The organism is uncultured Sunxiuqinia sp. (assembly GCF_947495665.1).
Classification (GTDB): Bacteria; Bacteroidota; Bacteroidia; order Bacteroidales; family Prolixibacteraceae; genus Sunxiuqinia; species Sunxiuqinia rutila.
In genome coordinates this window covers 271,966-284,984 of record NZ_CANLZV010000004.1, presented here as the reverse complement: position 1 = coordinate 284,984, position 13,019 = coordinate 271,966, and the positions used below count along the sequence as shown (strand labels likewise).

Below are 13,019 nucleotides of genomic sequence, written 5' to 3'. Positions count from 1 at the left end.
CTATTTTATCGTCTTAATTTTACTTCGTTGTTTAATTAATGAAGTTGTTAACAATCGGGTCTCTTTATCGGTTTGAATATAATCGTCCAAAACCGGATTTTTTAGGTTTGTTACTTTTTGCATGCTTTCTTCAATGAGGGCGGGCATGTCGACAAATCGAATTTTTTCTTTCAAAAATGCCTGAACGACCACTTCATTGGCTGCATTCAGAATGCAGGGAAGGTTACCTCCCTTTTCCAAAGCTTCAAAAGCGAGTGCAAGGTTACGAAATTTTTTTGTATTCGGTTGTTCAAAGCTTAGCGTTGGATAGTCCAGGAAGTTGAACCGTGCAAAGTTAGACGGTAACCGCTGCGGGAAATTCAGCGCATACTGAATGGGTAATTTCATGTCCGGAAGTCCCATTTGGGCCTTCATCGATCCGTCGCGAAACTGAACAATGGAGTGGATAATGCTTTGCGGGTGGACAATCACATCAATCTGCGATGCTTTCAGGTCGAACAACCACTTGGCTTCAATTACTTCAAAGCCTTTATTCATCATGCTGGCCGAGTCGATGGTGATTTTAGCACCCATTTCCCAGTTGGGATGTTTCAGGGCATCCTCGCGAGTTACTTTCTCCAGCTGTGCTTCTGTCAGGTTTCTGAAAGGCCCTCCGGAAGCTGTGAGGTAAATCTTTTCGATTTCATTCATGTGTTCTCCGGCCAAACACTGGAAAATGGCGGAGTGTTCGGAGTCAACGGGGTAAATGTTGACTTTGTTCTGAACGGCTTTGCGCATGATAATTTCGCCGGCAACCACCAGGGTTTCCTTGTTGGCCAGGGCAATGTGCTTCCCGGCTTCGATGGCCCGGATGGTCGGAATTAAGCCTGAATAGCCCACCATGGCAGTAACTACCACGTCAACTGTTTCAAGCTGAACAACCTGCTCCAGCGCTTCCTTGCCTGCAAATATTTTAATGGGCTCATGTTTCAGCGCCTCTACCAGCGTATTGTAGCGGCAATGGTTGGCTACCACCACCATGTTGGGCTGAAACTGTTTGGCCTGCTGAACCAAAAGGTCGATGTTGTTATTGGCCGTAAGTACTTCCACCTCGAAATGATCGGGGTTTTGGGCAATTACTTCCAGTGTTTGCGTACCTATTGATCCGGTAGACCCAAGAATGGCTATTCGTTTTTTCATAGCAAATTTTAAAAATCAATGTATTTCTCCGGATCAAGCGCAATTCCCTGGTGCCACAGTTCAAAGTGCAGATGCGGGCCGGTTGTCAGCTCTCCTGTGTTTCCCATGATGGCAATTGCTTCGCCGGCTTTCACCTTGTCGTTTACTTTTTTTAGCAACTCGGCATTGTGTTTATACACCGAAACTAAATCGTGCTCATGTTGCAGGTAAATGATGTAGCCGGTATCAACGGTCCATCCGGCAAAAATTACCGTTCCGTCCATAACCGAAGAAATCCGGGAGTTGGGTAAACCTACCACATCAATCGCAACATGGTCATTTTGTTGGTCAAACCGGTTGGTGATAACACCTTTTAGCGGACTGAAAAAATGAAGGCTGGCAATGTTGGTCGGCTTCGAATTTTCTTGCTGAATGGAAAGACTGAGTTGCTCTTCCAGTATTTTTTGTTTGAAAATGGAGTCGTGGTTGTAATGATTGATCTCAATCTGATTGGATGGGATGGTGGTGTCTGCAATATAATCCGGGTCGTGCGGAACTTCGCCTTCAATTAGTAAACGAATTTTTTCAAAATAATTATCCCGAATTTGAAGTTGCTCTTCCAGCGAATCAACCAGCGTGGCGTTGTGCACAATCATTTGCCGAACTTCGGCTGACGGATAACCCGGAATAAATTCGCGGATGGGGGTGTAGGCAATAATCACAACGGTCAGCAATATCAGAATTAAGCTCCCAAAGCCTGCCAGGGTAAACACCTTGATCCGGGTAAGTTGCATGCTCCAAACGGTTTGGTAGGTCGAATCGTTGTAAATGATCAACCGGTAACGGTTTTTGAGCTTTTCAATTAAATTTTTCTTCTTTTTCTTTTTAACCATTGTAAGATTTTGGGAGCAACAAAATTAGCAACAATTCGATGAATGCCTATTGAAGCGCATTGAAATTAATACTTTTTAACGGATTTAAAGATGGTGAAAAAATAAAAAAGTGAAGAATGTTTTGTTATTTCAAAAACATACTCTATATTTGCAACCGCATTTGAGGAAGTAATTACCGAGAATGTACGTTCAAAACAGACAAAAAACATTCAAAATATATTGCGGGATGGAGCAGTTGGTAGCTCGTTGGGCTCATAACCCAAAGGTCGTCAGTTCGAGTCTGGCTCCCGCTACACCGAAAGGAGAATCAAGAAATTGGTTCTCCTTTTTTTATGCACTTTTCTTTGCTCTTCAAGCTTGTTTTGTTCAAGCTTACTGCTTCCCTTTTCATGGACTACCGGGCGTAGTTTCGTCTTTCTTTTTAACTCCATCGTTTACTTCTGATTCTGTTTTCTTTTAACTAGAACCAAGCCTCATTTGTGTTCGTATATATTATTGAAAGTTCGTTGTGCCCCGAAGGCTAAAAGCCTGGTGTCATGAACCGTGTTCATTTCCTTCTTCCTTGAAGGATGCGCTAACATCTTCCGCTTGAGTTACTCTTTACATGTTTCGATTTTATGATCGCAAATAAAAACCAAAAGTTATGGAAGTCAAGAAATATCCATCTTGTGATTTGAATTGTTATCGGAATTTGTTGATTGAGATCGGCTTGGTCATCGCTCTGGGGATTGTGTTGCTTGCTTTTGAGTTTAAAACCAATGTTACGAAAGCTGAGTTTACAGGAACCTTAGCGGTGCAGGAAGTTGAAACCGAAATTATTCCGATAACCAGGCAGGAAGCCGTGAAGCCGCCTGAACCACCACCTCCGCCCAAGGTTGTGGAAGTGCTTAACATCGTAGCCAACGATGTTGAGATTGAAGATGAACTGGAAATTATGGACAGTGAAGCGGATGAGGAGACAGAGATTGATGTCAGTCCGATTGTTGTTGATTATGCGCAAGAGGAACGCGAAAAGGAAGAGGAGCAGGTGTTTTACATTGTGGAAGAGATGCCGGAGTTTCCGGGTGGCGAATTGGCCTTGCGTAAATACATTGCTGATGCCATTAAATATCCGGTTGTTGCCCAGGAAAATGGCGTTCAGGGCAAAGTCTATGTGTCATTTGTTGTGGGCAAGGACGGACGGGTTACCGATGCCAAAATCATCCGCAGTGTTGACCCGGCGCTGGATAAGGAAGCTTTACGCGTTGTGAACAGCCTGCCGATTTGGAAACCGGGCAAACAGCGCGGCGAGCCTGTGAAAGTGGCTTTCAGCGTACCCATTAGCTTTGTGTTGCAATAGCCGAAATGAACCCGAAGCCTTTGCGAATCATGGTTAACCCTGGTAGAAATGCCGGGGTTAATTATGGTGTGTGATTGCACTTCTGTCCTCGATAGAGTTGTGATGCTCATTGAGCCTGCAATTGGCGGTTAAGGGAGGTGTTTTACCTACGAGGGCCTGACATTTAGCCAGACCCTCCTTGTTGTGCAAAACCCCAGAAACCCTCTGTTGTATAAGATGTGCGGCTGCTGTTGAAAAAAGTCACGTGTGACTTTGGTTAAAACCACGTGTGACTTTGATCGAAATCACGTGTGACTTTAGGTAAAACCACGCGTGACTTTTTTGAGCCGGTCAATGTGCTAGGTCGTTTTTTTGATTTTGTTGAATCCGGCATCCTCGATGGCCGCCAAAATGCGCTTGCCGGGCCGGTAATTTACACTTACTTTTTTAATCGATTCAGCAGTAACATTTGTTTTCAGAAGTTCCCCCTTGCTGCTGATGGCCGGGTAGAGACTGCCCAGTTTTTCGAGCCTTACAATCCGGCTTTGCGCCAGTTTATCCTGAATCACATTCTCCAGAGCATAAATAACCCCCCGGATATCGGCTTCCGACAGGGCACTGAACTTTTCAATGTCTTTAACCAGCTCATCAATGCCGGCTTCTTTACCGAATTGAATGTGTGCATAGTACTTCTTTTCGCCACCACCCACCACTCCGGGCTGGCCTTTTTCTATTACCGTATAATCTATTGACATGGTTATTCCTTTTTAAAAATTAAACAAATTGATCAATGAAGAGGGCTTGGGAGTTTTGAGCGCTGAAGCAGGGCTTTTGTTTTAAAATGATCGTTTTAGCCCGGATTGCTTCCAGTTGGTTGTGCGAATAAAAATGGAGCAGAAGCGGGGTGGGTTAAAGCTGCTTGCCATTAGTGAGTCAGAGGCATCCGGCAGGAGTTGTTGCTCACGCCGGATATGGTTCTTTCTTGGGGAATTGATGAATCAGGCTGATGCCTGACGGGTTATTGTTAATCATCAATCTAAATTAAAAAAGATATCCCGGAAATATAATATGTTTTTCAACATAATTAATCATTCCTTCATCCTTCTGGCTGTATGCCTTCTTCCTTCTTGCTGCTTTTTCCGGTTTCCTTTCTTCTTGATTCATTCGTCCGGCAGATTCCCTATCTTTGATTTTTTACAGAAACCCCTGGCTTGATCAACACGTTGCAAGGCGTTAAGCTTGAGGAGGTTTGACCGAAAGTAACAGAAAAGGAATTGCATAAAGAAAAGAACGATGGCGCTGAATCAGCAACAAAAAGAAGCCTGGCACCGGGCAGCGGCTCTTTGCAGCCGCGCGGAAAAATGCACGGGCGATATCCGCAAGAAACTACAGGATTGGGGGCTCGAAATGGAAGAAACAACAGAAATCATCCATTTATTGATTGAGGAGAAATACATTGATGATGAGCGTTTTGCCCGAAGTTTTGTGAAGGATAAATTTCGCTTTAACCGATGGGGAAGGGTGAAGATCAGCTTTCAGCTACGGGCCAAGCAAGTGGATGCCGGGATCATTGACGCGGCGCTGGAGGAGATTGATGAAGCGGCCTACCAGGAGCAGCTCTTGGATTTGTTGAGGGAAAAGAACAAAAGCGTAAAGGCGGCGACCGATTACGACCGGAAAGCCAAATTGATTCGTTTTGCACAGGGCCGGGGCTTTGAGCCGGATTTTATTTTTCCGGCAGTGGACCATTTGTTAAGGGAAAGCTAAACCAAAAGGCTGGCTGGCCCGTTCCTTTCAGACTGAACACGATCTTCCTTTTTGGATGTTTTAAGGACAGAAGTTTCAGGAGCAAAATGAAAACCGTATTTTTAGCCCTTCAATTTTTTTAGGGGCCACGAACTTGAAGACAGATAAAACGAATTGACAATGATTCCTTTCACACATTTACACGTACACTCACAATATTCAATATTAGATGGAGCCGCAAGCGTAAAAGGACTTGTGGCCAAAGCCAAGGCCGATGGCATGAAGGCACTTGCCCTGACCGATCACGGGATGATGTTTGGGATTAAGGAATTTTATGATGTGTGCAGGCGGGAAGGTGTTAAACCCATTTTGGGATGCGAAACCTACGTGGCTACTCGCACGATTCAGGATAAAAGCGATAAGGTTGACCGGTCGGGAGACCACCTTATTTTGTTGGCGAAAAACCTGAAAGGTTACCACAACCTGATCAAGTTGATATCCATTGCCAGTAATGAGGGCTTTTATTACAAGCCACGTATTGATAAAAACATTCTGGAGAAATACAGCGAAGGACTAGTTGTTTCCTCGGCTTGTTTGGGGGGAGAGGTAGCGCAGCACATCATGAAATCATCGATCGAGGATGCCGAAGAAACCATTAAATGGTACAAGTCGGTTTTTGGCGACGATTATTACCTTGAGCTGCAGCGCCATCAATCGGATGATCCGCAACGCAATGAGGATGTGTATAAAAACCAGGTTTTGGTCAATAAGGTAATTCTGGAGCTGGCCGAAAAGTACCAGGTTAAGGTGATTGCCACCAACGATGTGCACTTTATCAATGCAGAGGATGCCGACGCGCACGACCTGCTGATCTGCCTGAATACGGGTAAGGATATTGACGACCCCACGCGGATGCGCTATACCAAGCAGGAATGGTTTAAAACCACGGCTGAGATGAACCAGCTGTTTGCCGATGTGCCGGAATCGTTGGTGAACACCCAGGAAATTGCCGATAAAATTGAAGAGTACGAGCTGAACTCATCGCCCATTATGCCGGAGTTTCCGATTCCGGAAGAGTTTGGAACCGAAGAAGAGTATGCGCAAAAATATACAGAGGAACAATTAAAAGAAGAGTTTAAGGACGGTGCTTTTGAGCGCTTGGGAGGATATAAAAGTGTTCTTCGGATTAAGTTGGAGGCCGAATACCTGAAACACTTGGCCTATTTGGGGGCTCAGGAGGATTACCGCTATGGAAACCCTATTCCGGCAGATGTGAAGGAACGCCTTGATTTCGAGTTGGAAACCATTAAAACGATGGGTTTTCCGGGCTACTTCTTGATTACCCAGGATTTTATCAACGCCGCGCGGGAGATGGGGGTTTTGGTGGGACCTGGACGGGGGTCGGCTGCGGGTGCCGCCGTTTCGTTCTGTGTCGGAATCACCAACATTGACCCCATTAAGCACGACCTGCTGTTTGAGCGTTTCCTGAACCCCGACCGGATTTCAATGCCCGATGTGGATATTGACTTTGATGATGACGGCCGACAGCTGGTGCTCGATTGGGTGACCGAAAAATATGGCCGCGACCGCGTAGCGCATATCTGTACCTTTGGAACAATGGCCACGAAGCTGGCGATTCGTGATGTGTCGCGCGTGCTGAAGCTGCCCTTGCCCGAGGCCGATCGCCTGGCGAAGTTGGTGCCTGAGGCTCCTAAAATGAGTTTTGTCAAGGCGTATAAGGAAAGTCCGGAACTTCGGAATGAAAAGAAATCGGATAACCCCCTGATCGCTTCAACCCTAAAATTTGCCGAAACGCTTGAAGGCTCGGTTCGGCAGACCGGGGTGCATGCCTGTGGGATTTTGATTGGACGTGATCCGCTGGATGAGCACATTCCCTTGATGCCCACCAAAGAGGAAGATTTATACACGACCCAGTATGACGGACGTTATGTAGAAGATATTGGTTTGCTGAAGATGGACTTTTTGGGGCTGAAAACCCTGTCCATTATCAAGGAAACCCTGGAGAATATCCGCTTGTCGCGCAAGTTGGAGGTGGATATTGATGCCATTCCAGGCGATGATGAAAAGACCTTTGAGCTTTTTAGCCGGGGCGATACGACAGCCATTTTCCAGTTTGAATCCCCCGGGATGAAAAAGCACTTGCGTAACCTGAAGCCCAACCGTTTTGAGGATTTGGTGGCCATGAACGCCCTCTATCGTCCGGGTCCCATGGAATACATCCCCGATTTCATTGATCGGAAACACGGTCGCAAGCAAGTGCAATATGACCATCCGATGATGGAGAAATACCTGAAGGATACCTATGGAATTACGGTGTTCCAGGAGCAGGTGATGTTACTGTCGCGACACTTGGCTAACTTTACGCGCGGTGACTCAGATTCACTGCGTAAGGCAATGGGTAAGAAGATTAAGGCCATGATGGATAAGCTGAAAGTGAAGTTTATCGATGGCTGTAAAGCAAACGCGAAGTTTGTTGAGGGCTGTGAGGAAATGAACAAGGAGCCCGAAGTGATTATTGAAAAGATTTGGAAAGACTGGGAGGCCTTTGCATCCTATGCCTTTAACAAGTCGCACTCGGTGTGTTATGCACATATTGCATACCAAACCGGTTACCTCAAAGCGCACTTCCCGGCTGAGTTTATGGCGGCGAACATGAGTCGAAATCTGAGTAATATTGTGGATATTACCAAACTCATGGAGGAGTCAAAACGGATGGGTATAAATGTGTTGGGGCCTGATGTGAATGAGAGTTTCAATAAGTTTATGGTAAACCCCGAAGGCGATGTTCGTTTCGGAATGGCCGCCATTAAAGGGGTAGGAGCAGGTGCTGTGTTCGACATCGTAAAAGCCCGCGAAGGCGGCTTGTTTACCTCGGTGTTCGACTTTGTGGAGCGCGTTAACCTGCATACCGTTAATAAAAAGAATATTGAAGGCTTAGCCATGGCCGGTGCTTTTGATAGTTTTGGGCTAAAACGCAGTCAGTTTTTTGCCAGCATGGCCGAGAATGAACCCACTTTTCTGGAGCGGCTGACCCGCTACGGACAACAAATGCAGCTGGAAAGCAACAATGCTCAGCAGTCGCTGTTTGGTGAAATTATGTCGGCACAAGCTGTAAAAACCCCCGATATTCCAGACGTTCCCGAATGGCCCAAAATCGTTCTGCTGGAGAAGGAAAAAGCCTTGATTGGGATTTACCTTTCGGCCCATCCCTTGGATGACTTCAGGCTGGAGGTTGATAATTTTACCAGCAACGAATTCTCCTTGAAGGATCTGAATAACAACATTGAAGCGCTGAGAGGGAAGGAGCTAACTTTTGCCGGAATGGTGACCGAAAGCCGCGAAGCAGTTGGTAAGACCGGCAAACCATTTAGCACCATGACCCTGGCAGATTATACTGATTCTTATACCTTTTTCTTTTTTGGAAAGAACTATGTGGAATTTTCGAAATACTGCAAAACAGGGCTTTTCCTGATGGTGAAGGGGCAGGTTCAGCCACGTTTTAACTCCGATATGCTGGAATTCAAAATTCGAACCATCGAGCTGTTGTCAGAAATCCGAAAGAACAACATCAAGTCGGTGACCTTGCAGTTGCCCTTGCAGAAAGTTACCCCGGATTTGATTCAGGAGATTGAAAACATCAGCATTAAGAACAAGGGGAAAGCCTTGTTGCGATTTAATATCTGGGATGCAGAAACAAAAAGTATGGTCAACCTGTTTTCTAGAAATACTCGCGTGGAAATGACGCATGAGCTGGAAGATTTTTTCCGGAAGCATGATTCGTTAACTTTTAAAATAAATTAGCTTTGCAGGCTTAAATAGAATAATAGATTAAAAAATATTGATTATGGCACAAGAAGTAAATGATGCAAACTTTGAAGAAATTGTTCTTCAGTCAGACAAACCGGTTTTAGTTGATTTTTGGGCAGAATGGTGTGGCCCTTGCCGCATGGTTGCTCCTGTGGTTGAAGAATTGTCGCAGGATTATGAAGGAAAATTGTTGGTTACAAAAGTTGATGTAGACAGCAACCCGGAAACAGCCATGAAATTTGGTATCCGCAACATTCCTACAATTTTGTTTTTCAAAGGTGGAGAGATTGTAGACAAGCACGTTGGTGCAGCACCAAAAGCCGCTTTGGCATCTAAGGTTGATGCGATTCTTTAAGACAACAAAGAAATCGATAACATAGAAAAGGGGCTCAACTTATTTCAGTTGAGCCCCTTTTTATTTGGGAATTGTTTTGTCTTTTTCAGACCAGGGAAAAAAATGCTTACTCAGCTTTTTTCTCTTCTGTTTCGTCAGTAGCAGGTGCTTCTGCTTGAGGAGCTTCCTCTGCAGCAGTTTCTTCAGCTACAACTTCTTCTTCTGCTTCTTCAGGAGCGTTAGCTGCTTCAGCTTCGGCTGCCAGTTCGGCATCACGCTTTGCAATTGCGGCAGCCCGGTCGGCGTTCACTTTTGCTTCAGCTTCCAATTGTTTGGCTTTTAACGAATCAGCATCTTGGTTCAGACGATCTTTTTTTGCTTGAATTTTAGCTTCTTTGTCAGCTAACCAAGCGTTAAAACGACGTTCTGCTTCTGCTTCGTCGAAAGCACCTTTGGCAACACCACCCATAAGGTGTTTCTTGTACAATACTCCTTTGTAAGATAAAATAGCTCTTACAGTGTCTGTTGGCTGAGCACCTTTTGTAAGCCAGTCTAAAGCTTTATCAAAATCAAGATCGATCGTAGCAGGATTTGTATTTGGGTCATAAGATCCAATCCTTTCAATTAAACGACCATCTCGTGGTGCCCTGCTATCAGCTACCACAATGTGGTAGAATGCTAAACGTTTGCGACCATGTCGCTGCAATCTGATTTTTGCTGGCATGTGAATTAATTTTAATTGATAACAATTTCTAATTGTGGCGCAAAGATATACTTTTATTTTTTTAAATGAAACATTCTTTTCTTGAGTTTTAAAAGATAACTGCCCGATAGAGAAGCCAAAATTGCAAGAAAGGGGCTCGGTCTGAAGTGGTTTATGAATTGCTGACAATGAGCTGGTAGTCTGGAAACATCAGGAATAATACTACTCTGGCTGCTTGCTTTGGTAGGGATAAAGTCCGGTTCAGGAATTCAAAGGGATGTTAATTGCAACTGGTGGAAGGAAAAGAGCCTCTTGACGGCCATGCTGCATTTAATCAAAAGGAGGATGGATTTCCGGCGTCAAATCTGAGAAAGAAATATTGAGTCATAATCGCTGTAGCTCAAGCAAAAGACAAACTGGCTGTATGCAACAAAGCCGGCATAAGGCTTGTTCTTAAAAATAAGATGTGTTTCGAAGACAGTTTGATGATTAACTTTTCAAAATATATAGCGTGCTTGTGTGTTTAAACCTGAGGGGCACCTGAAAAAGTTGAGGAAGGGAGCTGAAAAGTGAAAGTGCCAATATTATTTTTTTTTCAGACTGAAATAATACGCATAGACTCCTTTTGTCGTTTAAGATAAGGGTGGTGGATGCAGGTACTAATGCGGCTGAAGTTTGTTTGAAAGGAGGGATTAGCGATGTTTTTCAAAAAAAATAATTTTCCTCCGCAACCTTTTGCTGCTTGAAGCATCTATTGGAGACATTAAAACAAAATTTATAGAATTTAGAACACTATGAAAAAATTTATTCCTATTGCGGCAATTGCGATGATGTTTGGATTCGTTGCATGTGAGTCAGAAGAAGTAGCATTTGATTCTTCATCTGATGTGTTTGTGATTTCCAAAACAGTAGAGACAGAAAATGAAGTGGATACACTTTATGGATTAGCGTTGCACGTTTTTGCCAACAAGCCGATTAAAAGTGCAGCAGTAACAGCTGAAGATCAAACAGAATATACTTTAGAGGCTTTTCAAGGCTATAGTTTAGATTTCTACTACGAAACTCCCGAGAGTGAGTTCTCAACAGAGAAGCCATTGGTAGGATCATACAGCTTTGATATTCTGGCTGAATCAGCTGAAACCGAGAAGGCGGTGGATAACCTGACTGAGGATATGATTTATCCAACTGACGGAATTGTTTCGACTTTTGATGCCGAAGAGGTGAGCATGACCTTGAGCTGGACTGAAATTGAAGGTGCAGACTACGTGATTGTTAAGATGTTTGAGAATGACGAGGATCAAACTCAAGTTTATCAGTCTCAAACTCAAAAAGGCGACACGAAAGAGTTTGTGGTTAAAGGTTCAGGAGCTGGCTGGAAGGCCGATTTCACTCCGGAACTGGATGATAACTTCATCGTAGAGCTACACGCTTTTAAGTATGAGCCAGGCAAAGTAGGTGTTAATCTGCAAGCCAAAACAATCAATACGAAAGCTGTTGTTTGGAACGAGTAAAAACACAACATATCTATTTTCAAAACGGGCAGCATCCTGAAAAGGGCTGCTCGTTTTTTTATTGATTAATCCGTGGTGTTTTTCTACTTTTGTGATCAATCAAAACAGATATATCATGATTCAAAAAGAGCAGCTTAAAGAGCTTGCAGAGCGCAGAGATGCTCTGAGGAGGCATCTTTGACTACGATGCAAAATTAATTCAACTCAAAGAAGAAGAGCTTAAAACACAAGATCCGGAATTCTGGAATAACCCCAAAGAAGCAGAGGCGCAAATGAAGGCCATCAGATCCATCAAGGTGTGGACCGAAGGTTTTGAAAAGGTGGATCGGGCGCTGGATGATTTGCAGGTTCTGTATGAATTTTTTGAAGCCGACGAGGCGAGCGAAGAAGAAATTGAGGGGCAATACCAAAAAACACTTCAAGTGATTGAAGACCTGGAAACCCGCAACATGCTCCGCAAAGAAGAGGATAAGCTGGGAGCTATTTTGCGTATAAATGCTGGCGCCGGCGGTACCGAAAGTAATGACTGGGCCGATATGTTGATGCGTATGTACATGCGCTGGGGCGAAAAGGAAGGCTATAAGGTCACGGTGTCAGAATTTAATGCGGGCGATGAAGTTGGCGTTAAGAACTGTACCATTGAGTTTGAAGGCGATTATGCTTATGGCTACCTGAAAAGTGAAAACGGTGTTCACCGGCTGGTGCGCTTGTCACCCTTCAATGCCCAGAATAAGCGAATGACCTCTTTCACTTCGGTCTTTGTAGCGCCATTGGTAGACGATTCGATAGAAATCGAAATTAGTCCGGCAGACATCAGTTGGGACACCTTCCGTTCGGGAGGAGCCGGAGGGCAGAATGTAAACAAAGTCGAAACCGGAGTGCGCTTGCGACATGCTCCTACCGGCATTGTTATTGAAAACACCGAAAGCCGTTCTCAGTTAGCCAACAAAGAGAACGCCATGCGTTTGCTGAAGTCGCAACTGTATGAACTGGAGCTTCGAAAACTGCGGGAAGCCGAGATGCAGCTTGAGTCAACCAAGAAAAAAATTGAGTGGGGATCACAAATTCGGTCGTACGTTTTACAACCCTATAAAATGGTGAAAGATACCCGAACCAATTATGAAACAGGCAATGTGCAGGCTGTTTTGGATGGGGAGATCGACGGCTTTATAAAAGCCTTCCTGATGGAATTTAGTAAAGACTAATTCCGGCTATGACTTTACAGGCGGAGACCTTCTTTCGGCCTCCGCCTTTTTTTAACACCTTCTTTCAAATCCTTTGGAATTTTAGAATGCGTCTGCTTTATTGGTAATGCATAGGGGTTTGCATTTTTGCGCTTGTTGGATTAGCAGGCTACGTGAACATGATGCAGGTTTAGGGCGTTATTCGATTAGTTGCAGGCTAGGCCAGTAAAGGGGCAACTGCCCGGAAGAAAACGAGTGATCTTTTCAAAAATCAAGATTCTTTGTCGGTAAAATCAGGAGCGAAATTCTGCTGCTAAATCTTCATTTGAACGGATGCAAGAGGT

The 13,019-nt window shown here is 44.5% G+C and carries 10 protein-coding genes and 1 tRNA gene; 7 read left to right on the top strand and 4 right to left on the bottom strand.

What is annotated here, in order from left to right; translation table 11 throughout:
* On the bottom strand, positions 1–1,179 hold the full coding sequence (locus Q1A18_RS07555; RefSeq protein WP_299578332.1) for a 1-deoxy-D-xylulose-5-phosphate reductoisomerase: 1,179 nt from the start codon (positions 1,177–1,179) through the stop codon (positions 1–3).
* Between the two features lie 8 nt (positions 1,180–1,187).
* Positions 1,188–2,051 carry a M23 family metallopeptidase gene (locus Q1A18_RS07550; protein ID WP_299578331.1) on the bottom strand — a complete coding sequence of 288 codons (864 nt, stop codon included), beginning with the start codon at positions 2,049–2,051 and terminating at the stop codon, positions 1,188–1,190.
* 220 nt (positions 2,052–2,271) lie between these two features.
* On the opposite strand from Q1A18_RS07550, the gene Q1A18_RS07545 reads away from it, so the two are divergent.
* Together Q1A18_RS07545 and Q1A18_RS07540 are read left to right on the top strand one after the other, a co-directional pair.
* Positions 2,272–2,344: transfer RNA gene (locus Q1A18_RS07545), tRNA-Met, on the top strand.
* A 350-nt stretch (positions 2,345–2,694) separates the two neighbouring features.
* On the top strand, positions 2,695–3,390 hold the full coding sequence (locus tag Q1A18_RS07540) for an energy transducer TonB (protein WP_299578330.1): 696 nt from the start codon (positions 2,695–2,697) through the stop codon (positions 3,388–3,390).
* A gap of 338 nt (positions 3,391–3,728) precedes the next feature.
* Here Q1A18_RS07540 and Q1A18_RS07535 read toward each other — a convergent pair whose 3' ends face one another.
* Positions 3,729–4,124 (bottom strand): HU family DNA-binding protein, encoded by a 396-nt coding sequence (locus Q1A18_RS07535; RefSeq protein WP_299578329.1) that lies wholly within the window; start codon positions 4,122–4,124, stop codon positions 3,729–3,731.
* 538 nt (positions 4,125–4,662) lie between these two features.
* On the opposite strand from Q1A18_RS07535, the gene Q1A18_RS07530 reads away from it, so the two are divergent.
* From Q1A18_RS07530 to trxA, 3 genes are all read left to right on the top strand, one after another.
* Positions 4,663–5,136, top strand: a complete 474-nt coding sequence (locus Q1A18_RS07530) for a regulatory protein RecX (RefSeq protein WP_299578328.1) — start codon at positions 4,663–4,665, stop codon at positions 5,134–5,136.
* A gap of 159 nt (positions 5,137–5,295) precedes the next feature.
* Entirely contained in the window at positions 5,296–8,937 is a 3,642-nt protein-coding gene (gene dnaE / locus Q1A18_RS07525; RefSeq protein ID WP_299578327.1) for a DNA polymerase III subunit alpha, read from the top strand.
* A 43-nt stretch (positions 8,938–8,980) separates the two neighbouring features.
* Entirely contained in the window at positions 8,981–9,298 is a 318-nt protein-coding gene (gene trxA, locus Q1A18_RS07520; protein WP_299578326.1) for a thioredoxin, read from the top strand.
* A 106-nt stretch (positions 9,299–9,404) separates the two neighbouring features.
* Here the strand turns inward: trxA and Q1A18_RS07515 are convergent, their stop codons facing one another.
* Positions 9,405–10,001, bottom strand: a complete 597-nt coding sequence (locus tag Q1A18_RS07515) for a 30S ribosomal protein S16 (protein ID WP_363322886.1) — start codon at positions 9,999–10,001, stop codon at positions 9,405–9,407.
* A gap of 773 nt (positions 10,002–10,774) precedes the next feature.
* Here Q1A18_RS07515 and Q1A18_RS07510 point away from each other — a divergent pair.
* Together Q1A18_RS07510 and prfB are read left to right on the top strand one after the other, a co-directional pair.
* Positions 10,775–11,491 carry a hypothetical protein gene (locus Q1A18_RS07510; protein WP_299578324.1) on the top strand — a complete coding sequence of 239 codons (717 nt, stop codon included), beginning with the start codon at positions 10,775–10,777 and terminating at the stop codon, positions 11,489–11,491.
* A 115-nt stretch (positions 11,492–11,606) separates the two neighbouring features.
* Positions 11,607–12,696 (top strand): peptide chain release factor 2 gene (gene prfB / locus Q1A18_RS07505; RefSeq protein WP_363322885.1). Its coding sequence is split into 2 segments (ribosomal slippage): positions 11,607–11,660 and positions 11,662–12,696, totalling 1,089 coding nucleotides; the frame shifts between segments, so codons are not numbered across the junction.
* Positions 12,697–13,019 lie beyond the last annotated feature (323 nt).